Annotated in this window: 19 protein-coding genes; 11 read left to right on the top strand and 8 right to left on the bottom strand. The window is 68.8% G+C overall.

Annotated features, from left to right (window positions below; all coding sequences use genetic code 11):
• Positions 1–99: 99 nt before the first annotated feature.
• Positions 100–1,845 (bottom strand): ABC transporter ATP-binding protein/permease, encoded by a 1,746-nt coding sequence (locus ACSVC7_RS20260; RefSeq protein ID WP_448206099.1) that lies wholly within the window; start codon positions 1,843–1,845, stop codon positions 100–102.
• Between the two features lie 91 nt (positions 1,846–1,936).
• Positions 1,937–2,836 carry an aromatic amino acid exporter YddG gene (gene yddG / locus ACSVC7_RS20255; RefSeq protein WP_448206100.1) on the bottom strand — a complete coding sequence of 300 codons (900 nt, stop codon included), beginning with the start codon at positions 2,834–2,836 and terminating at the stop codon, positions 1,937–1,939.
• 226 nt (positions 2,837–3,062) lie between these two features.
• Here yddG and ACSVC7_RS20250 point away from each other — a divergent pair, with 226 nt between their 5' ends.
• Positions 3,063–4,169, top strand: coding sequence for a serine hydrolase domain-containing protein (locus ACSVC7_RS20250; protein WP_448206101.1), 1,107 nt, complete (start codon positions 3,063–3,065; stop codon positions 4,167–4,169).
• Here ACSVC7_RS20250 and ACSVC7_RS20245 read toward each other — a convergent pair.
• From ACSVC7_RS20245 to ACSVC7_RS20230, 4 genes are all read right to left on the bottom strand, one after another.
• Positions 4,166–4,870, bottom strand: a complete 705-nt coding sequence (locus ACSVC7_RS20245) for a hypothetical protein (RefSeq protein ID WP_448206102.1) — start codon at positions 4,868–4,870, stop codon at positions 4,166–4,168. The genes ACSVC7_RS20250 and ACSVC7_RS20245 overlap by 4 nt on opposite strands.
• A 184-nt stretch (positions 4,871–5,054) precedes the next feature.
• Positions 5,055–6,764, bottom strand: a complete 1,710-nt coding sequence (gene ade, locus ACSVC7_RS20240; RefSeq protein WP_448206103.1) for an adenine deaminase — start codon at positions 6,762–6,764, stop codon at positions 5,055–5,057.
• A gap of 79 nt (positions 6,765–6,843) precedes the next feature.
• The gene (locus ACSVC7_RS20235) at positions 6,844–7,758 is read right to left on the bottom strand and encodes a DUF1176 domain-containing protein (RefSeq protein ID WP_448206104.1); all 915 of its coding nucleotides are present in this window, start codon (positions 7,756–7,758) and stop codon (positions 6,844–6,846) included.
• Between the two features lie 85 nt (positions 7,759–7,843).
• Complete coding sequence (locus ACSVC7_RS20230) at positions 7,844–8,290, bottom strand: hypothetical protein (protein WP_448206105.1); 447 nt, start codon at positions 8,288–8,290, stop codon at positions 7,844–7,846.
• 287 nt (positions 8,291–8,577) lie between these two features.
• Here ACSVC7_RS20230 and ACSVC7_RS20225 point away from each other — a divergent pair, with 287 nt between their 5' ends.
• From ACSVC7_RS20225 to ACSVC7_RS20195, 7 genes are all read left to right on the top strand, one after another.
• Positions 8,578–10,260, top strand: coding sequence for a methyl-accepting chemotaxis protein (locus tag ACSVC7_RS20225; RefSeq protein ID WP_448206106.1), 1,683 nt, complete (start codon positions 8,578–8,580; stop codon positions 10,258–10,260).
• Positions 10,261–10,660: 400 nt separating this feature from the next.
• On the top strand, positions 10,661–11,824 hold the full coding sequence (locus ACSVC7_RS20220; RefSeq protein ID WP_448206107.1) for a hydrogenase small subunit: 1,164 nt from the start codon (positions 10,661–10,663) through the stop codon (positions 11,822–11,824).
• Positions 11,825–11,832: 8 nt separating this feature from the next.
• Positions 11,833–12,900, top strand: a complete 1,068-nt coding sequence (hybA, locus tag ACSVC7_RS20215) for a hydrogenase 2 operon protein HybA (protein WP_448206108.1) — start codon at positions 11,833–11,835, stop codon at positions 12,898–12,900.
• A 9-nt stretch (positions 12,901–12,909) separates the two neighbouring features.
• Positions 12,910–14,106, top strand: coding sequence for a Ni/Fe-hydrogenase cytochrome b subunit (gene hybB / locus ACSVC7_RS20210; RefSeq protein WP_448206109.1), 1,197 nt, complete (start codon positions 12,910–12,912; stop codon positions 14,104–14,106).
• 18 nt (positions 14,107–14,124) lie between these two features.
• A complete protein-coding gene (locus ACSVC7_RS20205; RefSeq protein ID WP_448206110.1) occupies positions 14,125–15,831 on the top strand; it encodes a nickel-dependent hydrogenase large subunit in 1,707 nt (568 codons plus the stop codon).
• A gap of 161 nt (positions 15,832–15,992) precedes the next feature.
• Entirely contained in the window at positions 15,993–16,472 is a 480-nt protein-coding gene (locus ACSVC7_RS20200) for a HyaD/HybD family hydrogenase maturation endopeptidase (protein WP_448206111.1), read from the top strand.
• 135 nt (positions 16,473–16,607) lie between these two features.
• On the top strand, positions 16,608–18,284 hold the full coding sequence (locus ACSVC7_RS20195; protein ID WP_448206112.1) for a methyl-accepting chemotaxis protein: 1,677 nt from the start codon (positions 16,608–16,610) through the stop codon (positions 18,282–18,284).
• A gap of 51 nt (positions 18,285–18,335) precedes the next feature.
• Here the strand turns inward: ACSVC7_RS20195 and ACSVC7_RS20190 are convergent, their stop codons facing one another.
• Both ACSVC7_RS20190 and ACSVC7_RS20185 read right to left on the bottom strand, forming a co-directional pair.
• Positions 18,336–19,331 (bottom strand): MBL fold metallo-hydrolase, encoded by a 996-nt coding sequence (locus ACSVC7_RS20190; RefSeq protein WP_448206113.1) that lies wholly within the window; start codon positions 19,329–19,331, stop codon positions 18,336–18,338.
• Positions 19,332–19,519: 188 nt separating this feature from the next.
• On the bottom strand, positions 19,520–20,122 hold the full coding sequence (locus ACSVC7_RS20185) for a HupE/UreJ family protein (RefSeq protein WP_448206114.1): 603 nt from the start codon (positions 20,120–20,122) through the stop codon (positions 19,520–19,522).
• Positions 20,123–20,340: 218 nt separating this feature from the next.
• On the opposite strand from ACSVC7_RS20185, the gene ACSVC7_RS20180 reads away from it, so the two are divergent.
• The 3 genes from ACSVC7_RS20180 to ACSVC7_RS20170 are packed head-to-tail and all read left to right on the top strand — an operon-like array spanning position 20,341 to position 22,474.
• A complete protein-coding gene (locus ACSVC7_RS20180; RefSeq protein ID WP_448206115.1) occupies positions 20,341–20,616 on the top strand; it encodes a HypC/HybG/HupF family hydrogenase formation chaperone in 276 nt (91 codons plus the stop codon).
• Positions 20,613–21,302, top strand: coding sequence for a [NiFe]-hydrogenase assembly chaperone HybE (gene hybE, locus ACSVC7_RS20175; RefSeq protein WP_448206116.1), 690 nt, complete (start codon positions 20,613–20,615; stop codon positions 21,300–21,302). The genes ACSVC7_RS20180 and hybE overlap by 4 nt, the downstream gene beginning before the upstream one ends.
• Complete coding sequence (locus tag ACSVC7_RS20170; RefSeq protein WP_448206117.1) at positions 21,299–22,474, top strand: nickel-dependent hydrogenase large subunit; 1,176 nt, start codon at positions 21,299–21,301, stop codon at positions 22,472–22,474. Before hybE ends, ACSVC7_RS20170 begins: the two co-directional genes overlap by 4 nt.

The raw sequence follows: 22,474 nt of genomic DNA, 5'->3' as shown, positions 1-22,474 counted from the left end.
CTCACGTCCGGCCAACCAAACGCAACACCGGATCGCCAACCACCCCCAATGCGCGCAGCGCCTCGACAACAGCCCAGGCTCAGCCAGCCCCGTGAGTAGTTACGCCTCCGCCGCGCGCAACGTCCCCACGCCATCCTCCCCTGCCCGCACCTCGACCCGCCGGTCATGGTACGCGGCGAGGCTGGCGCGGTGGCCGATGCTGAGCACGATCGTGCCGGGCAGGCGCTCCGCCAGCAGGCCGTAGAGCCGTGCCTCGGTCTCCGGGTCGCAGGCGGAGGTGGCCTCGTCGAGGAACAGCCAGTCGGGCTTGTGCAGCAGGGCGCGGGCGAAGGCTATGCGCTGCTGCTCGCCGCCGGACAGGCGTTGCGCCCAGTGATCCTCTTCGTCGAGGCGGTCGGCGAAGGACGGCAGGCCGACGGCGTCCAGCGCCTCGCGTAGCGCCTCGTCCGCGACGGCATCGGGCGCGGCGGGGTAGGCCACGGCGGCGCGCAGGCTGCCGATGGGCATGTAGGGCTTCTGCGGCAGGAACATCGCTTCCGCTCCCTTCGGCAGGTCCACGCGGCCCTCGCCAAAGGGCCAGATGCCGGCCACGGCGCGGAACAGCGTGCTTTTGCCGGAGCCGGAGGCGCCGGTGACCAGCACCCGCTCGCCCGGCCGCACGGTCAGGTCGGCGCGCAGCAGCGGCTTGGCTTGCTGCGGAAGGGCCAGCGTCACGCCGTCCAGCCGCAGGGCCGCGTCCGGACCGGCCGCGCGGGCGATCTGCGGCGCCTCGCGGCCAGCCGCCTGGATCGCCTGCACGGCGCGGTGGAAGCCGATCAGGCGGCTGGTGGTGGCGTGCCAGTCGGTCAGGTTCACGTAGCCCTCGATGAACCAGGACAGGCTGCCCTGCACCTGCCCGAAGGCCTGCGAGGTCTGCATCAGCGCGCCCAGCGGGATGGCGCCGGAAAAATAGCGCGGGGCCGCGACCAGCAGCGGAAAGATGATCGCCACCTGATCGTAGCCGGAGGTGAACCACACCAGCCGCTTCTGCGTGCGCATGATGGCCCACCAGTTGTCCACCACGCGGGCGAAGCGCTGGGCGAAGCCGCGCCGCTCCTGCGGCTCGCCGCCTTGCAGGGCGATGCTCTCCGCGTTTTCGCGCAGGCGGACGAGCGCGAAGCGGAAGTCGGCCTCGTAGCGCTGCTGGTCGAAGTTCAGCTTGGCGAGCGGCCGGCCGATGCGGTGGGTCAGCCATGTGCCGACGACGGCGTAGAGCAGCGCCACCCAGACCATGTAGCCGGGAATGGCGATCTCCGTCCCGAACAGCGGCACCGTCAGTTCGCCCGACAGGCTCCACAGCATCGCCAGGAAGGAGGCCAGCGTGACGAGGTTCGTCAGGAAGCCCAGCGTCAGGCTGAGCGTCAGCTGCACGAAGCCGCGCAGATCCTCCGCGATACGCTGGTCGGGGTTGTCGGTCGGCTCCGACGCGAACTGGAGGCGGTAGTAGGTCTGCCCGCCCGTCCATTCGCCCAGATACCGCTCCGTCAGCCAGCGGCGCCAGCGGATTTGCAGCATCTGGTTCAGGTACAGCCGGTACACCGCCACCGCGATGTAGACCAGCGCCAGCCCACCGAACAGCAGCAGCTGCTCGACGAAGGCGCCCTGATCCTTCTGCTCCAGCGCGTTGAAGATGTCGCCGTTGACCTGGGTCAGCCAGACGTTGATGAAGACCACGCCCAGATTCAGCGCGACGATCACCGCCAGCAACCCGCGCGCGGCCCAGCGCTCCTCCGACGACCAATAGGGACGGGTCAGCGTCCACACGTCCTTCAGAAAGGCGGAGAGCACGGCGATGCGGCGGGTCATCGGGTGGAGCCTCGGCAGTGATTGGAACCTAGCCGCCGATTACCACCCCTAAACCTGAAAAGCTTATGAAATCTCTGTCACCGGATACCGCTCACCCGCGCAGCACGTCGCGGCTGGCCAGAAGCGCGCCGCCGACGATCAGCGCGCAAGCCGCCCACACGGTCCAGCCGCCCGTCGCCTGCCCGAACAGGATCAGCAGGAAGGTCGAGGTCAGCGGCGTGGCGTAGGACAGGACGCCCAGTGCCCGAATGTCGCCGCGCTTCACCCCGTGGTCCCACACGAAGAAGGCGGCCCCCACCGGCCCGACCCCCATGGCGAGCACGGTCAGCCACTCCGCCGCCGTGGGCACGACCGTCGTCTCGAAGATCGGGTGGCAGAGCGCGGCCAGCACCGCGGTGGCGAGGCAGAAGCCGCCGACCGCCTCCGTCGGGACGTTGCCGAAGCGGCGCGACAGCACCGAATAGGCCGCCCAGGTCACCGCGCAGGCCAGCGCCGACAGGTAGCCCGGCAGGGCGCCGGCCTCCACCGACACGCCGCTTCCCGCCACGATCAGCACCGTGCCGGCCAGCCCGCACAGCGCCCCCACCACATGCCCGCGCTTCAGCCTCTCCCCCGGCAGCAGGGCCGAGAACAGCACGATCAGCAGCGGCCACAGGTAGTTCAGCAGGTTGACCTCGATCTTGGCCTGCGGGGCCAGATAGAAGGCCAGATAATAGAAGAAGTGGTAGCCGAACAGCCCCGCCACCCCCAGCAGCCAGACCGGCCAGGGCTGGCGCATGGCGCGGAGCACGTCCTTTCCGCGCGCCGCGTTCGCCGCCGTGCAAATCACGAAGCTGATTCCGAAGGACATCGCCAGAAGCTGGAACGGCGGAATCCTCTGCGACAGCGCCGTCAGCAGAGCCAGCGTGGACCACAGGAGGATGGCGACGCCGCCGATGGCGGTGGCGCGGCGGACGTGGGCGGCGGGTGCGGCGAGAGTGTCGGTCGTCATCCCGTGTGCTTAGCCCAGCAGATGGCGCCCGTGCAATCCCCGAAGGAACTCTCCCGCACCTTGCCCAAACCAGGATTGTCACCCCTTGGAACAAACCTATGGAAGACGGCGAAAATCCAATGTAATTTCGAAGCGATCGTTTCGGCGTCACTTCCGTCCGTGGTGGACGTGGCCTGTGCCACAAACATCGGGGGCCGCAAACATCGGAAATTGAAACGGCAGGGCCATGGACACGTTGCGCATCTTCGTCCGCCGGTTTCTTCCGATCCTGCTTATGGTCCTGGCGTTCCTGACGGCCCCGCCACCCGCGCGCGCCGCAGCCGACCTGCGCGCCGTGCTGGACGATGTCCTGCGGCGCTACGACATTCCCGGCGGCGTTCTCCTGCTGTCCACCCCCGACCGGCGGGAGGTGGTCGCCGCCGGCATCGCCGATCTGCGCAGCGGACGCCCGATGACCGCCGAGACGCGCTTGCACATCGCCTCCACCGGCAAGATGCTGACGGCGGTCGCGGTGCTGCGGCTGATCCAGGACGGCCTGTTCGGGCTGGCAGACCCGGCCCTGCCCCTTGTCGACCATCCCGACGCGGCGCGCCTGCCCAACCTGAAGGGCGCCACGGTGGCCGATCTGTTGTCGCACCGCTCCGGCATCCCCGACTGCCTGCGCAACAGCCGCGCGACGACGGACGAGCATCCCGACCCGCATTGGACGGCGGACGATGTTCTTCGCCTCATGCCCTGCCGCCAGCCGACCAAGCGGGGCGAGTATGCTTATTCGAACACCAACTACATCCTGCTGGGCCACATCCTGGAGCACGTGGACCGCCGGCCGTTCGCGGAGGCGCTGGCGGAGCGGGTGCTTCGCCCGGCCGGCATGCAGGACACCACGGTGGGAGCGAACCCGGAGGACCCGGGCGTGGCGCGCGGCTACCGGCGGCCCGACGCAAAGGGAAAGCGCGCGGACGCCAGTCTGTTCGGCTATTCAAGCCCGCTGGGCGACGCGCCGGTCACCACCACGGCGGCCGACCTGGAACGCTTCGCCCAGGCGCTGTTCCGCACGCCGGGCGCTCTGCTCAACCCCGTGCTGCTGCGCGAGATGCTCATCGACCGGGCCGGCGAGGCGGAGGAAGGCTATGGCTACGGGCTGGTGGTCGAACATTCCGACTGGGGGCCGCGCTGGGGACACGGCGGCCGTCTGGCGGGCTTCCGGTCGGAGTTCTGGTACTATCCCGACCGCGACGCCCTGACCGTCCTTCTTCTGAATGGTGACGAAAACACCGAGGACGACGTCGGCGCGCTGATCGCCCGGCGACTCTTCGCACCGAGCGCGCGTTAAAACAGCCCGTTCAGCAGGGACCCGCGGCCGCCCCCGCCGTTGAGGAGGTTGAGCGCGCCCGACGAGGAGGAGGACGAGGTGCCGAGCAGGGCGGACAGGCGCTGGAGCTGAGGGGAGTTCTGGAAGGGGTTGTCGCCCTTGGCCGGCTGCTTGGCGATGGTGTCGTAGTCCTTGCTGTAGGTGCCCATCTTCAGCTGGACGCCGTAATTCTTCGGGTCCTTGACCGGTACGTCCTTGTCGCGGGCGATGCGCACCGTGTAGTCGCCCCGGTCGACGGTCAGTTCGCCCTTTTCCAGCTTCTTGTAGGCGTCATAGGTGGCACCGGCGTCCTTGTTGCTGTCGGCGACGACCTTGCCCTGCTTGTCCATCAGCTGGATGCGCACGTCGGCGTCGCCGACGCGGCCGAGAGCGACCTCGCCCTTCGTCGTCACGGTGAACTTGTAGAAGTCCGCCGGGTCGTTGGCCGCCAGCGAGCTGAAGACGTTCAGCCGGCTGGTGTCCTTCACCAGCGTGCCGATGTTGGTGGCCATCGGCGCGGTGTTCAGCGCCGACTTGCGGACGTTCTGTTCGTATTGCTGGACCTTGCCGGCGGGCTTGTCGTCCTTGGTGTTCTTGGCTTGGTCCTGCACGCGCTTCATCGCGGCGTCGATGGACGCCTGAAGGCTCTGGGCCATGCTGCCGATGTCGCTCAGTCCGACCATTCTTCTTCCCTCCGGCACGCGCCCGTTTGGGGCGCTTCGCCAGAGGGTTGCAGGAGCCGTGCCACACGGGTTGCGTTGCGCATCAAGGCGTTAGCGACGGCGCACGCGGCCGGACACAGGCAAGAGCTGCACAGCCTCGGCAAATTTTTCCCCCCGCGCCCAACTCCGATGGGAAAGGGATTTTTCAGGCCGCCACCAGCTCGAACCTGTCCACGTCCACCAGACCACGGTCGGTGATCTTTAGGTGCGGGATGACCGGCAGCGGCAGGAAGGCCAGTTGCAGGAACGGTTCAGCCAGCGGGCAGCCCATCTCCTTGACGCTGGCGCGGAGCGTGCGCAGGCGGCGCTCCACCGTCTCGAAGGGCTCCAGGCTCATCAGGCCAGCAAGCGGCAGGGCCAGTTCGCCCACCACCCGGCCGTTCCGCACGGCGACGAAGCCGCCCTGAAGCTCGATCAGGCGGTTGACGGCAATCGCCATGTCCTCGTCGCTGGCCCCCACCACGCAGATGTTGTGGCTGTCGTGCCCGACGGAGGAGGCCAGCGCTCCCTCCACAAAACCAAAGCCCTTGGCGAAGCCGCGCCCGACATTCTGGTTGGTGCCGTGGCGGGCGAAGACGCAGATCTTCAGGATGTCGCGCTGGGGATCGGCGACGAGATGACCGTTCCGGGCCGGCACCTCAAGCCGCAGATGCTCGGTGATGATCTTGCCCGGCAGCACGCCGATCACCGACTGGACGGAGCCGCCGGCCGGCACCGCGAAATCCACCGCCGTGACGGGATGCAGCTTCACCGATTCCAGCCCCACCGGTTCTATGGACGGGCGGCCGGCGAAGCTCTCCGCCGTCACCACCCGCCCGTTGCGGATGACGCGGTTGACCGCGCAGGTCTCCAGATCGTCGAGCAGCACGAGGTCGGCGCGCTGCCCCGGCGCGACGAGCCCCCGGTCGAACAGGCCGAAGCCGCGCGCCGCCGACCATGTGGCCGCGCGGTAGACATGGGCCACCGGCGCGCCGAGCCGGATGGCGCTGCGGATCAGGTGGTCCATGTGCCCCTCCTCCGCGATGTCGAGGGGGTTGCGGTCGTCGGTGCAGAAGCCGAGGAAGGGGGAGGTTTCCGGCTGGATGACCGGGGCCAGCGCGTGCACGTCCTTGGACACCGACCCGTCGCGGATCAGCACCTGCATGCCCTTGCGCAGCTTCTCCATCGCCTCCGGCACGCTGGTCGTCTCGTGGCAGTTGCGGATGCCGCAGGAGAGATAGGCGTTCAGCTCCCGCCCGCTGAGCAGTGGGGCGTGGCCGTCGATGTGCCGGCCGTCGAAGGCGGCCAGCTTGTCCAGCACGCTGTCGATCTTGTGGAAGACGCCGGGGAAGTTCATGAATTCCGCCAGCCCCAGCACCTTCGGGTGGTCCTTGTGGCGCACGAGGTCCGGCGCCTCCAGCCGCGCGCCGGAGGTCTCCAGCTCCGTCGCCGGCACGCAGGAGGACAGCTGCACACGCAGGTCCAGCGCGGTCCCCTCCGCGCACTCCAGGAAATAGCGCAGGCCGTTTTCGCCCAGGACGTTGCAGATCTCGTGCGGGTCGCAGATGGCCGTGGTGGTGCCGCGCGGCAGGACGCAACGGTCGAACTCCAGCGGCGTGACGCAGGTGGATTCGCAGTGGACGTGGGTGTCGATGAAGCCGGGCACCACGGTCAGGCCGCGCCCGTCGATCTCCTCCACCCCGTCGTAGGATTCGTAGGTGCCGACGATCCGGTCGCCGCAGACGGCGATGTCGCCCTCGGCGATCTCGCCGGTCACGACGTTGAGGAACCGGGTGTTCTTGATGACCAGGTCGGCCCTGGTCTCCCCCAGGGCCTGCCCGATGCGCTTCTTCAGATCGTCACGGCCGACCGCCATCGCCCCACCTTTTCCCTGTTTCGGGCCCTGTTCCGGGCCCTGCTCCAGAATCTACAGGTGGAGGCCGGCTGGATGGCCGTCAATCGCGTTTTCCGTAACTCCGGGTGACGGCGCCGCTCCAGTCCTTGCCGTCGCAGGCCTGCTTTTCGACGGACTGGACCAGAGCCAGCGCGGCGCCCTCGACGCGGTAGCGCCACTTCACCCCGCAGTCGCCGGAGCCGCGCGCCTGCTCGAAGATTTCCACCACGTCGCCCCGCACCGAGGGGATGCCGACCGGGACGGCGTTCAAATCGAGCCGGCGCTTGCCGTTCTCCACGACCTCCACCGCCAGCCGCTCGGCCGTTCCCTTGGGCTTGTTCACCAGAAAGGGGGTGTAGGAGCACTGATAAGCGCCGCAATCCACCGCGACCGCCACGAACAGCCGGTCGTCCGGTGTTGGGGCCGGCAGCGGGGCCGCGTAGGTAAAGCCGGCGTAGCGCTCATAGGGGGACATCACCTCCGCCTCGCCCCCGGCGCCGGGAACGGGCGGGTCCGGGTGGAGGCTGGTCAGGGTGTAGGCGACGAAGGCCGCTTCCTCCTCCGCGTCCCGCCCGGCCTCGGCCAGCGGATCGATGGCCTGGGCGCGCTCCAGCGCCGCCGGCAGGATGCGCGGGCCGGCCTTGGCGATCACCGCGCGCAGCCGCTGGTCGTACAGCGACATCAGCGCCGCCCGGTCCTCGTTCGCGGCCTTGAAGGCGCGGGTTCGTTCCAGCAGCCAGCGCACCTGATCGCCCTTCAGCGAGGCCGCCTGTTCCGCCGGCACCCCGTCGAGCGCCATGCGGTAGGCCCGGTCGAGCAACCGGTCCATGGCCGCCAACGCGTCGTCCGCGCAGACCGCCTTCTCCACGGGCTGGGAAGCCCGCGCGCAGTCGAAGCTGGGACCCTTCGTGGTGTTAGGAGCGGCGGTCGCGGTCAGCGGCAGGAAGACGAGGAGGGCGGCGAGGGCGTGGCGCATGGGACCGTCGTTCGGACGCGGAAAACAGGTCCCCACCCTACCCCCGGCCACCCCGGCGCGGGAGCGAATTCTACGTCAGCCCGCCCTACTTCCGCCCGTCACCGAAGCGCCGGCAGTCCCGCTCGTCGCTGCCGGGTGCGGCGCGGCCGCCGTTGGAGGTGCGGTAGCGGGCATCGTCGCAACGGCCGTTGTTGGCGTACCGGTTTTCCCGGTGGGAGGAGCCCCAGCCGAACCGGTCCTCCCGCCAATGGTCGCCACCGCCGAAGTGCCCGCCGCCATAGAGCGGGCTGTGATAGTCCGGGTAACCCCAGTAGGACTTCGGGACCACGCGGTAGGCCGGCACTCCGTACCCGTACGTCCCGTAACCGTACGGATGGACCGGCGCCCCGTATCCGTATCCCCCGTATCCATAGCCGGCGGACGGATACTCCTCGACCGCCGAAACCCGCAGGCTGCTGACGTTGCAGGCGGACAAGGCCAGGAGCGCCGAGGCGAGGAGGAGGATGGGACGGGGGGCTGCGGTGGCGGACATGGCGGACCCGCTGGGTCGAGGGATCTGGGGCAGGGGAAATCCTGCCTTCACCTTCATCAACACCCGGCGATAGCCCCTTATTCCCGCCCTGGGGTCCAGCACCACTGTGCCGTCCTGAACAATTCATCTCAAAATCAATACGCAAAAGGTAAGTACGCTTCCCAAAGCGTCAGCGGCGAGTTGTCATAGGCTCATTTAACTGTTCGGAAACAAACGACGTCCCCACTATTGTTACCCCAAAAGCGCCATAAGAGCGCCATCACGGGGGACGTCCAACGATGCTGAGCATGCTTAGAAATCTAAAGATCGGGCCGAAGGTCTATCTGCTCGTCGGCCTCCAGGTCGCGGTCGCCGCGGTCACCGGCCTGCTGGGGCTGGTCGCCATGCACGACCTGTCGGGCAAGTCCGAAGCCATCGAGAAGGCCGGCGACCGGCAAATCCTGGGTGAGCAGATCAACGGCCACGTGCTGGCCGTCGTCATGGACTCGCGCGGCGTCTACATGGCCAAGGACGCGGCGGAGGTGGAAAAGTTCGGCAAGCCCCTGCTCGCCAGCCTGAAGACGCTGGGGGACCGTCTGGGCGAGCTGAAGGCCCTGACCCCGCCGGAGGGGCGCGCCGCGCTGGACCCGGTCGCGGCCAAGGCGGAGGAGTTCATCCGCTTCCGCACCGACCTGGTCCGCATCGCCCGCGACAAGGGCGCCGCGGAAGCCCGCGTCTTCGGCGACAACGACGCCAACCGGGCCAACCGGCAGGCCCTGAACTCGGCGCTGGAGTCCCTGTCCGCCCAGCAGAACAAACAGGTTGACCGCCTGCACGACGAGATGATGGCGGCGCAGAGCCGCTGGACGATGATCATGGCGGTCTTCGGGCTCGGCGGCGTGGCCTTCGGCATCCTGCTGGCGGTGGTGGTCGCGCGGGGCATGATCGCCCGGCCGATCCTGCGCATGACCACGGCGATGACGGACATCGCCGGGGGCAACATGGCCGCGACGGTGCCCAGCACCGACAACACCGACGAGATCGGCGACATGGCGCGCGCCGTGCTGGTCTTCCGCGACGGGCTGAAGCGCGCGCAGGATCTGGCCGAGCAGGAACGCCAGGACATCGCCGCCCGCCAGCAGCGCCAGGAGCGGCTGGAAGCCCTGACCCGCAGCTTCGCCGACAAGATGAGCGGCCTGTGCCGCACCCTGAATGGGGAAGCCGACAACATCCGCTCCAACGCCGAGTCGCTGACCCACGCGGCGGAAGACGCCTCCCACCGCTCCTCCACCGTGGCCGCCGCTGCGGAGCAGGCGACGGGGAACGTGCAGACGGTTGCGACCGCGGCGGAGGAGCTGACCTCCTCCATCGGCGAGATCAGCGCCCGCATCGGCGAGGCCGCCCGCATCGCCAGCGAGGCCGAGCATGAGGCCCAGCGCACCAACGCCACCATCCAGGGCCTCGCCCAGGCGGCGGAGAAGATCGGCGCGGTGGTGAACCTGATCACCGAGATCGCCAGCCAGACCAACCTGCTGGCGCTGAACGCGACCATCGAAGCAGCCCGCGCCGGTGAAGCCGGCAAGGGCTTCGCGGTCGTCGCGTCGGAGGTCAAGAACCTCGCCAACCAGACCGCCAAGGCCACCGAGGAAATCTCGGCCCAGATCGTGGCGATCCAGGCGGAAACCCAGCAGGCCGTCGGCGCCATCAGCGGCATCGTCGGCACCATCGAGCGCATCAACGACATCAGCACCGGCGTCGCGGCGGCGGTCGAGGAACAGGGCTCCGCCACCCGCGAGATCGCCCGCAACGTCCAGGAGGCCGCCGCCGGCACGCGGGAGGTATCCACCACCATCACCGGCGTGTCCGAAGCGGCCAACCGCACCGGCGAGGCCGCCGGCGGCCTGCTCGGCGCCGCGCAGGGGCTGAGCGTCCATGCCCGCACCCTGCAAAGCGACGTGGACGACTTCGCCCGCCAGATGAAGGCGGTCTGAAGCCCTGCGGTCGATTTCCGCACGTCCCCGCGCCTGTTGAAAAGCCTTTCCCCACACCGGGGAAGGGCTTTTTTCTTTTCCGATGGCCTCTTGCAGGGTGTACCCGTTGAGGGCTCGCGCGGTGTTCGCAAGTCACGATGCATCGTTGCGATTGCTGCGCCTGCGAAGTTCGATGGTTGCGCGCTGTTTCGCACGTTTGATGTAGATCAATGCCCCGGCTTGGTCACAACTGGTGCAATGGCGCCGCGCGCTTCGCGCCTGAATACCCATATAAAATATGGGGACAAAGAACGCACCACGGCCTGCCCCACAGCGTGCCGCGATGCGTCGTGGCGTGTCGCGCATGCGGCGTCCGGCACCGGGCGGCGCGGTCCATCGCAAGGGGTCTTTGGGGGAAATCATGCCCGACGGTCATGTGGATCTCGACGCCGAACAGATCGGCAATCTCGACGAGTACGAAGGTGCGCTCGCCGGCATGTCGCGCCGGGAATTCCTGACGTACTGCACCGGCGTGGCCGCGACGCTGGGGTTGTCCCCCGCCTTCGGCGTGAAGATCGCCAACGCCGCCGTGGCCGCCCCGCGTCCCACGGTGATCTGGCTGTCCGGCCAGGCCTGCACCGGCTGCACCGAGACGCTGCTGCGCACCAACCACCCGACGCTTGAGACGCTGATCCTCGACACGATCTCGCTCGACTACAACGAGACGCTGATGACCGGGGCCGGCCACCAGGCCGAGAACTGGAAGCAGCAGGCCATGAAGGCCAACTGGGGCAAGTACCTGATGGTCACCGACGGCGCCGTGCCGACCAAGGACGGCGGCGTCTACTGCAAGGTCGCCGGCAAGACCTACCGCGAGGCGGTTCTGGAATGCGCCAAGGGTGCGGCGGCGGTGATCTCCATCGGCTCCTGCGCCTCCTGGGGCGGCTGGCCGTCCACCGGCGTGAACCCGACGGGTGCGGTCGGCCTGAACGAGATCATCAAGGACAAGCCGGTCGTCACCGTCCCCGGCTGCCCGCCGAACCCGTACAATTTCCTGTCGCTCGTGCTGCACTTCGTCACCTTCGGCAAGCTGCCGGAGCTGGACGACAAGATGCGCCCGAAGTTCGCCTACGGCCGCCTGATCCACGAGAACTGCGAGCGCCGCCCGCATTTCGACGCCGGCCGCTTCGCCATGGAGTTCGGCGACTACGGCCACCGCCAGGGCTACTGCCTGTACAAGCTGGGCTGCAAGGGTCCGGAGACCTACGCGAACTGCCCGTCGGTCGGCTTCAACGACGTGGGCCAGGGCACCTGGCCGGTCGGCACCGGCCATCCCTGCTTCGGCTGCACCGAGAAGGGCGTGGGCTTCACCAAGGGCATCCATGAGCTGGCGACCCTGAAGTCCGTCGCCCCGCCGAACAGCTACCCGCCGGTCGCCACCGACAAGGGCGAGGGCATCTCGGCCGGCGCTGCGGCGGTGGTCGCGGGCATCGCCGGCGCCGCCGTGGGCGCCGGTGCCGTGATCTCCAGCCGCCTCGGCAAGCAGGACGAGAAGACCGAGTCCCACTCCACCCCGGCCGAGTGAGGTGGGGCATGCCCGAGAAAAAGACACCTGAGAAAAAGACCTCGGTATCCCGGCGCGGCTTCCTGAGGAACGCGGTCAAGGGCACCGCCGCCGCGACGGCGGCGGCCTGCACCACGGTCGTCGCGTCCCCGCCGGAGGCCAACGCCCTCCAGCGCCCGCCCAAGCCCCTGCCGCCCGAGGCCGTCGGCCTGCTGTACGACAGCACGCTGTGCATCGGCTGCAAGGCCTGCGTGACGGCCTGCAAGGACGTCAACCACATGCCGCCCGAGGTCGGGCCGCAGCAGCAGGCGTGGAACGGCGCCCCCGGCAATCCCACCTGGGACACGCCGGTGGAGCTGTCGGCCAAGACGCTGAACGTCATCAAGGCCTACACCCACGGCACCGCCGCCAAGAAGGATTCGGCCGAGAACGGCTTCGCCTTCATCAAGCGCCAATGCCTGCACTGCGCCGACCCGTCCTGCGTATCGGTCTGCCCGGTGTCGGCGATGACGAAGGACCCGAAGAGCGGCATCGTCAGCCACAACCCGGACGCCTGCATCGGCTGCCGCTACTGCGTGCTGTCCTGCCCGTTCGGCGTGCCGAAGTACGACTACAACGACGCCTTCGGCGAGATTAAGAAGTGCCAGCTCTGCAAGCAGCGCCTCGTCAAGGACGAGCTGCCGGGCTGCGCCGACGTCTGCCCCACCGGCGCCACGCTGTTCGGCCGGTCGGAGGATCTGCTGAAGGAGGCCAAGCGCCGCACCGCGCTGAAGCCGGGCGAGTATGCGCACTACCCGCGCGGCGACATCGCCGGCAAGGTCGGCGGCGCGCGCTCCGGCCACGAGAAGCTCGTGGAGGCCGCCTACCAGCCGCACATCTACGGCGAGAAGGAGCTGGGCGGCACCCAGTGCCTGGCCGTGTCGGCGGTGCCCTTCGACAAGCTGAACATGCCGACCAACGTGCCGGAGACCGGCTATCCGACCCTGTCGGAAGGCATCCAGCACACGCTGTATGCCGGCATGATCGGCCCCGCCACGGTGTTCGCGGGCCTCGCCTATCTGGCGCACCGCAACACCAAGAACCACACGGACGAGTGAGGGGCGATCATGTCTGCATACGTGCAAGAACATCAGCCGCAAGCCGTCAAGGCCGAGGGCGTGCACCACGCCCATGAGGCCTTGGGCGGCCGTATCCTGACCCTGCCCTTCCTCGTCTGCGCCGTCCTGGTCGTGATCGCCGCCTTCATCCTGGCGCAGCGGTACGGCCATGGGCTGGGGGCGGTGACGAACCTGTCCGACGGCTACCCGTGGGGCATCTGGGTCGCCATCGACGTGGTCATCGGCTCGGCCTTCGGCTGCGCCGGCTACGTCATGGCGCTGCTCTGCTACATCCTGAACAAGGGCGAGTACCACCCGATGGTCCGCCCGGCGGTCATGGCCAGCCTGTTCGGCTACGGCCTCGCCGGCGCGGCGGTGCTGATCGACCTCGGCCGCTACTGGCACTTCTACCACCTGATGATGCCCTGGTACGCGCAGCCGAACTCCGTGATGCTGGAAGTCGGCCTGTGCGTGGCGACCTACACGCTGGTTCTGGTCGTGGAGTTCGCCCCGGCCTTCCTCGAGCGCTTCGGCATCGAAGGGCTGCGGCAGAAGCTGAACAAGGTGCTGTGGGTCTTCATCGCGCTGGGCGTGCTGCTGCCGACGATGCACCAGTCCTCGCTCGGCACCATGATGGTCATCGTCGGGCACAAGCTGTCGCCGCTGTGGCAGACCCAGATGCTGCCGGTCTTCTTCCTGCTGACCGCCGTGCTGATGGGCTTCGCCATCGTGGTCTGGGAATCGGTGCTGTCCTCGCTGAACTTCCGCCGCCCGATGGAAACGCCGGTTCTGAAGAAACTGGCCGGCCTGATGCTGGTGGTCGCGTCGGTCTTCGTGGCGCTGCGCGTCGTCGACCTGATCGTGCGCGGCCAGTTCGGCCAGATCTTCGGCGGCCCGCAGGCCGGCTGGTTCTGGGCGGAGACGGTGCTGATGGTCGGCGGCCTCGTCCTGCTGATCCCGAAGGCGAACCGCGGCCGTTCCCGCGCGCTGTTCGTCTCCTCCTCCATGCTGCTGGCGGCCGGCATCCTGTACCGCCTGAACGTCTACCTCATCGGCTTCACGCCGTCGGTCGGTCCTTGGCACTACTTCCCGTCGGTCAAGGAAATCATGGTCACCGTCGGCGTCTTCGCGCTGGAGATCGCCCTGTATCTCGTCTTCGTGAAGAAGCTGCCCGTCCTGCACGCCGTCCATCCCGAGCACGGCTGAGTTTAGGAGAGTATCGTTATGGCTCAGCGAGTTGTTGTTGATCCGGTCACCCGCATCGAGGGTCATCTGCGGGTCGATTGCGAAGTGGACGGCGGCAAGGTCACCAAGGCCTGGGCGTCGGGCCAGATGTGGCGCGGCATCGAACTGATCCTGCAGGGCAAGGACCCGCGCGACGCCTGGGTGTTCGCCCAGCGCATCTGCGGCGTCTGCACCACCGTGCACGCGATCACCTCCGTCCGCGCGGTGGAAAACGCGCTGAATCTGGAAGTGCCGCTGAACGCGCAGTACATCCGCAACATGATCCAGGGCGCGCACAACGTCCACGATCACATCGTCCACTTCTACCACCTGTCGGCGCTCGACTTCGTGGACATCGCCTCGGCCCTGAAGGCCGACCCGGCGGCGACCGCGAAGCTCGCCCAGTCCATCTCCGACTGGCCGAAGAACAGCGTCCAGGAATTCACCATCGCGCAGAAGAAGCTTCAGTCCTTCATCAACTCCGGCCAGCTGGGCATCTTCGGCTCCGGCTACTGGGGCCACCCGGCGATGAAGCTGACGCCGGAGGCCAACCTGATGGCCGCCGCGCACTACCTCCAGGCGCTGGACTACCAGCGGCGCATGAACAAGGTGGTGGCGATCCTGGGCTCCAAGACCCCGCACATCCAGAACATGGCCGTGGGCGGCGTCACCAACCCGATCAACATGGACAGCCAGTCCACCCTGACGCTCGAAAAGCTGATGTACATCAAGCAGCTGATCGACGAGGTGGGCGACTTCATCACCGCCGTCTACCTGCCGGACGTGGCGGCCATCGGCGCCTTCTACGCCGACTGGACGCAGTATGGCCGGGGCGTGGTCAACTACCTGTCCATCCCCGACATGCCGCTGGACACCAAGGGCACCGTCTTCGCCCTGCCCGCCGGCTTCATCGAGAACGGCGACGTGGTGAAGGGCTTCACCCCGGTGAAGGGCTTCCACGACCCGTATTTCGAAAAGGGCGTGAAGGAGAGCGTCAAGCACGCCTGGTACCAGGGCGGCAAGGGTCCCCTGCACCCGTACGACGGCGAGACGATCCCGCAGTACACGGACTGGCAGGACGAGGGCAAGTACAGCTGGATCAAGTCGCCGACCTTCTACGACAAGCGCGCCCAGGTCGGCCCGCTGGCCAACGTGCTGGGCATGTACGCATCGGGCCACCAGCGCACGCAGTTCTGGGTGCATTCGGTGCTCGACACCATTTCGAAGCATCTGGGCAGCAAGGTCGGCATCGACGCCCTGCACTCCACCATCGGCCGCCACGCCGCCCGCGCGGTGCGCTGCGTGGTCCTGCACGAAGAGCTGCAGAACCAGTGGAAGCTGCTGATGGAGAACATCGCGAAGGGCGACACCACGACCTTCAACAAGCCGGTGTTCCCGAAGGGTGAGATCCGCGGCTTCGGCTTCCACGAGGCGCCGCGCGGCATGCTCTCGCACTGGGTCGTGATCGAGAACGGCAAGATCAAGAACTACCAGGCGGTCGTGCCGACCACCTGGAACGCCGGCCCGCGCGACGAGGAAGGCCGCATCTCCGCCTACGAGGCGGCACTGCTCGACAACCCGGTGGCGGTCCCCGACCAGCCGCTGGAGATCATCCGCACCCTGCACAGCTTCGACCCGTGCCTGGCCTGCGCCGTGCACCTGACCGACACGGAGACGAAGTCGAACTATCAGGTGAAGGTCGTCTGACCCTTACCTTGACGCACTCGGAACGGCCCCTCTTCCCCCGTGGAAGGGGGGCTTTTTCGTCGCCGCGCCCCTGCCCTATTCCTTTTTGATCCAGTTCACGGCGCGTCCCGCCAATTCCCGGTATCGCCGTCCCCCATCCTTCCCGAACGGAGCCTGCCCCCATGTCCATCCTCGTCCTCGGCCTCGGCAACATCCTCCTGATGGACGAAGGGGTGGGCGTGCACGCCATGGAGGCGTTCGACGCAGCCTGGGCTGTGCCCGACCACGTCAGCGTCGTGGACGGCGGCACCTGCGGCATGGACATGCTGGACCTGATCGCCAGCCACGATCACCTGATCGCCGTGGACGCGGTGAAGACCGGGGCGCCCCCCGCCACCGTGACGGTGCTGCGCGGGGAGGAGGTGCCGGCCTACTTCAAGGGCAAGCTGTCGCCGCACCAGCTCGGCCTGTGCGACCTGCTGGCCTCGCTCCGCTTGCAGGACGAGGCGCCTCAGTCGGTAACGCTCATCGGCTGCGTGCCGCTGGCGCTGGGCACCGGCCTGATGATGTCGCCGGAGGTCAAGGCGAAGATCCCGGAGATGGTGGGCCTGATCGGCGAAGAACTGCACCGGCACGGCGTGACGCCCACGCCGAAGGCGTGATACTCCTAAACACAATGCCCAGGACATAATGTCCCGGTCTGTTGCGGTGCGGGAACAGCCCATATACCTTGCGGCCCCGGGGTCTTTTCGCACCGCATCAAAACACCGACAAGCCTTTGGGCAGGAGCCTGCATAATGGGCCGCTTTTTCAGCCGGCTGACCTTCAATCAGAAGCTGGTCGCCCTCAACATCATTGGCACGCTCATCAGTTGCGCCGTCACCGTCTTCGTGGCGCTTTACTTCGTCGCCGGCGACCTGAAGCGTCAGGAGATCGAACGGCAGGACACGAACACCCGCGTCGCGACCGAAATCATCAACCCGAAGAACGAGCCTTTCCAGCTCGCCAACGGCAAGCTTTCCGTCGGGGGCGTGAATCTGGAGGAGAACTTCACGGCGGTCGACCGCGTCAAGGCGGCGCTGGGGATCAACGTTTCCATCTTCCGCGACAACACCCGGATCGCGACGACCCTGATTTCGAAGGACGGCAGCCGTGCCGTCGGCAGCAAGATGCCCGATGACGTCTACCAGCGCGTCATCACGCGCGGGGAAAGCTTCCGCGGGGAATATCCGGTCCTGGGCGTCAATTATCTGGTTTCCTACGTCGCGCTGAAGGACAGCGCGGGCAAGACCATCGGCGCCATCGCCGTCGGTATGCCGGCCGGCGAGTTCTACGCGATCATCGACCAACTCGGCTGGCGCGTCGGCGCGGTGTCGCTGGCTGTGGGCGCCATGCTGTGCATCCTGACCTTCTTCTACGTGAAAGGCCAGATGCGCGCGCTGCACCGTCTGTCCGACGTGATGGCCGCGATGGGGCGCAAGGATTTCTCCGTCGCCGTCGGCGACACCGACCGCACCGACGAGATCGGCGGCATGGCGCGGGCCGTGGCCGGCTTCAAGGACAGCCTTGCCGCCGCCGAGGATCTCGCCCGCCGTCAGCGCGAGGCGGAGGCCGAGCAGGCCCGCCGCCGCACGGAAATCGACCGGGCAACCCAGAGCTTCGCGGGCAAGATCGACGTGGTGGTGCGCTCCGTCACCGACTCCGCCCAACGCATGCGCAGCAACGCGGAACGGCTGTCGAGCAGCGCGGAAAACACGCAGGAGGCCGTGTCCACCGTCTCCTCCGCCTCGTTGCAGGCGTCCAGCAACGTGGAGACGGTCGCCGCCGCCGCGGAGGAGCTGACCGCCTCCATCAGCGAAATCAGCCGCCATGTGGGCGAGGCGACCCAGGTCGCCGACCGCGCGGTGGACGAGGCGCAGGCCACCAACACCACCGTCCAGGGCCTCGCTGACGCCGCCAACCGCATCGGCGAAGTGGTGGAGCTGATCAACTCCATCGCCGCGCAGACGAACCTTCTGGCGCTGAACGCCACCATCGAGGCGGCGCGCGCGGGTGAGGCGGGCAAGGGCTTCGCGGTCGTGGCGCAGGAGGTGAAGAACCTCGCCAACCAGACGGCCAAGGCCACGGAGGACATCCAGAACCAGGTCGCCGGCATCCAGGACGAGACCCACAAGGCGGTGGACGCCATCTCCACCATCGTGGACACCATCCGCCGCATCAGCGACATCACCGGCACCGTGGCCTCCGCCGTGGACCAGCAGGGGGCCGCGACCCGCGAGATCGCCCGCAACGTGCAGGAAGCCTCCACCGGCACCCACGCCGTGTCGGCCAGCATCGACGGCGTGTCCCGCCAAGCCAGCGAAACCGGCGCCAACGCCGAGGACCTGCTGACCGCCGCGCAGGCGCTGCAGGGCGAATCGCAGACCCTGGCGAACGAGGTCAACAGCTTCCTGTCGATCGTCCGGCAGGGGTAATGGCAAGCGGACGTTGCGCCGCGCGGCGGCGGCGCAACGCCTTGCTTTGCTTTACCGGTCGGTGCGGATCGGGCCGTATTCCACCGGCACCCAGGCGTAGCCGTTCGCCTCGGCCCGAACGTGGCCGATGCCGGGGAAGGGCAGGTGCGCGCCGGCCACCCACAGCGTCTGCGCCGCCGCGTCGGCGAACAGCTTCTTCCGGGTGGCGACCGCCTGTTCCTTGTCCACGTCGAAGTCCATCGCCACGTCCGGGCGGGCGAACTGCACCGCGTGGCTGTGGACGATGTCGCCCCACACCAGGATGCTCTGCTTGCCGGAGCTGAACAGGTAACCGCTGTGGCCCGGCGTGTGACCGTAGGCCGCCACGCTCGCCACACCCGGCAGCAGCGCCTCGCCGGGCTGATAGGGCTTCAGCTTGCCCGCCGCGGCGTAGGGCGCCACCGCGGCGCGCGCCATGGCGTAGAAGGGCTGCGCGTCGGCCGGCGCCTTGGCGGCCACCTCCTCGCTCAGCCAGAAGTCGGCGTCGGCCTTGGCCACGCGCACCTCGGCGTTCGGGAAGGCCATCTTGCCGTCAGCGCCCAGCAGCCCGTTGGCGTGGTCGGGGTGCAGATGGGTCAGCAGCACCGTGTCCACCTGCGCGGGGTCGTAGCCGGCCGCGCGGATGTTGTCGGCGATGTAGCCCAGCGACGGGCCGAAGGCCTTGGCCGTGCCCGTGTCCACCAGCACAAGGTTCGTCCCGGTGTGCACGAGGTAGGCGTTGACCGCCGTCTGCACGCCCTGCGTTTCGGCCAGGAACATGCGGGCCAGCAGGCTCTGCACGTCCTCCGCGCTGGCGCCGACCAGCAGCTTGCGGTCCAGGTCGATGTAGCCGTCGTAGAGCGCGGTGACCTCGAAATCGCCCAGCCCCATGCGGTAGAAGCCCGGCGCCTGGGTCCGCTGCTGGGCCGGCGCCGCGGCCTGGGCGGGCGCCACGACGGAGACCGCCGGAACGGCAAGGGCCAAGGCAAGGAGAGCGCCGCGCAGGGCGGCCAGTCTCGACAGTGTCATGAACGCGATTCCCATGAAGCGAAACGGCGGCCAGAATGACCGCCTGTTCACCGCCGGGAAAGCGCGCGTGGCGCATCGCGCTAAACCTATGGTTTTTCGGCGAATTTTTGGAATTCGCGCACAAACAAAAAGGCCCGGCGGGTGATTCCGCCGGGCCTCCTTGTCCGAATCGGGCGCTTCGGTGCCGATCAGCCGAGCGCGAGCAGCGCCGCACCCGCCAGACCGATCAGGGCGCCGGCGCCGCGCAGCGCCAGCGTGCCCGTGCGACCCTCGGCGAAGCGGCGCAGCGACAGCGCCGCGCCGATGCCGGCGCCGTGCAGCAGCGCGGTCGAGACGGCGAAGCCCAGGCCGTAGAGCAGCGGCTGGGCCGCTTCCGGCATCTCCGCGCCGTGGGCGTGGCCGTGGAACAGGGCGAACAGGGCGACCATCCCGGCCGAGGCCAGCAGCGGCAGGCGCGACTGCAGCGCGACCAAACCGCCGAGCACGGCCACCGACAGGGCAATGCCCAGCTCCACCGACGGCAGTTCCACGCCGGACAGGCCGATCAGGCCGCCGCCGATCATGGCGCTGACGAAGCTGGCCGGCAGCAGCCACAGGGCGGCGCCGCCGCGCTGCGCGGCCCACAGGCCGACGGCGACCATGGCCAGCAGGTGGTCCCAGCCGCCGACCGGATGCAGGAAACCGTGGACGAGCCCGGCGTCGTGGGCACCGAAGGTGTGGGCAAGCGCCGCGTTGGGCAGCACGGCGAGGGCTGCGGCCACCGCCGCCGACGCGAAAGCGAAACGTTTCATCCGAGCATTCCCCAGCAGTTCATAGTGCGGCGCGCGACCGACCCCTTCCCATCGCACGCAAAGAGTTCGCCACTTTAACAGATCGACATCGATTGAAAATGGGCGGCGGCGCGGAAAGCGCGCCGGAGACGAATGTTTGACGCACATCAATGTGCGGGCGCGGCCCCCGGTCAAGATGCCGCAGGTTCCCCGAAAGTATGCGGGTTAAGGAAGGGCGCATGTGTCTCGGCATTCCGATGCAGGTTCTTGAGACCGACGGCTTCACGGCGCTCTGCTCCGGCCGGGGCGAGCAGCGGCGCGTCAACGTCATGCTGATCGACGAGGTGCCGCCCGGCGGCTGGGTGCTGGTGCACATGGACAACGCCGTCCGCGCGCTGGACGAGGACGAGCTGGAACCGCTGAACAACGCGCTGGACGCCATCCTGCTGGCCGCGCGCGGCGAGAACACCGACCACCTGTTCGCCGACCTGCTGGCCCCCGGAGAGCCGCGTTGAGCGCAACCGCCCTGGAAGCCGGATTCGCGGCGGACGCCCGGCTTTCCTGCGGGACCTGCGGCACCGTCTATGACCCGGCGGCCGGCGACCCGGCGCGGGAGGTGCCGCCCGGCACGCCGTTCGGCCGCCTGCCCGACTATTGGCGCTGCCCCGGCTGCGGCGGCCCGCAGCACGGCTTCACGATTCCGGACACCGCCGGCGCCGACCCCATGGCGTTGCGCGTCGCCGCCCTGGTCGCCGCCTACCGGCTGATCGCGGAGCGCGACATGGCCGACGTGCCCATCTGCAACGCCGCCCTGTCGGTGGAGGCCCTGGGCTTCCGCCCCCACGGGCCGGGCTGGATCGGCTGTGTCATCGCCCCCTGGTTCCTGAACGCCGTGCTGATCCCGCACGACCCGGTCGCCTGGGCGGGCTTGCGCGACGGCGACAAGACGGACATCGCCCTGCCGTCCGGCGCCTATCACTTCACGGCCGCACGGGTGGGCGCGCTGGGGACGCTGGCGGTGATCCCGCTGGTCTCCGCCATGAATGTTTTCACCAGTCAGGACGACGCGCGGGCCGCCGCCGAACTGGCGCTCGACCAGCTGATGCGCGCGCCGGTGCCCGAATCCCCGGAACCGGCTCCTGCGAAGGAGACCACGCCCGCCCTCTCCCGCCGCTCCCTGTTTGGGGGCCGGCGCCGATGAGTGAGTCTGGCGGGGGTTTGGGCGAGGGATTGGAAGGCACCGTCAGCGTGCGCCTCGCCGTGTCCGGCGGGCGGGTGAGCGCCGCGACGGTCGCCGTCCGCCGCCCCGCCGCCGCCCGCGCGCTGGCCGGACGCACGCCAGAGGAGGCGGTTCGCCTCGTGCCGCTGCTGTTCAGCCTGTGCGGCACCGCCCAGGCGCTGGCCGCGGCCGGAGCGCTGGAGGCGGCGCTCGGCATCGACGCCACGCCGCACGCCCGCGCCCGCGCCCTGCTGGTTGCCGTGGAGACGGCCGACAGCCACGCGTGGCAAGCCCTGATGGACTGGCCGAAGCGGCGGGGCGAGGAGCCGCAGCCGAAGGCCTTGGCACCGATCCGCACCGCCGCCCAGTCCGTGTCCAAGGCCCTCTATCCCGCCGGCGACGGGCTGACGCTCGGCGGCGGCTCCCTGCGGCCCGACCGCGACGCGCTGGACGAGGCCGTCGCCCGGTTCCGCGAGCGTCTGCATTCCGCCGTTTTCGACGGACCGCCCCCGTCCGACACCACGGATCTCGGCGCTTGGGCGACCGAAGGCGCAACGCCCGCCGCGCGCATGATGCGGCGGGCGCTGGCCCCGGACATGGCCGGCTTCGGCGCCAGCGGTGTGGCGCCGCTGGCCGGGCACCCGCCCGCGTGGTTCGGCGACCGGCTGGCGGCCTCGTCCGACTTTTCGACGGCCCCCCATCAGGACGGCGCCCCGGCCCACACCGGCCCGCTGGCCCGCCAGCGCACCCATCCGCTGGTGGCCGCGCTGCTGGACCGCCATGGGCCGGGAGTCGCCGCCCACATCGCCGCCCGGCTGGTCGAACTGGCCGACCTTCCCGACCGCATGGCGCTGCTGACCGACGGCCTGCAAGCCGCCGATCCCGTCCGGGCCGAAGGCGGTCCCGGCCAGGGCAGCGGCGCCATCGAGACGGCGCGCGGGCGACTGGCCCACTGGGTGCGGCTGGAGGGTGGACGGATCGCCGAGCACCGCACCGTCGCCCCCACGGAATGGAACTTCGCCGCCGACGGGCCGCTCGCCCGTGGCCTGACGGGCGCGGCGGCGGACGAGGCCTTGCCGGAACGCGCCGGAATGCTGGTCACCGCGCTCGCCCCCTGCGTGGCCTGCGCCATCACCATTGACCGGGAGGACTGA

This window comes from Azospirillum mesophilum, assembly GCF_053470405.2.
Note: the sequence above shows the minus strand (reverse complement) of the source record. Positions and strands in the feature narration are given on the sequence as shown.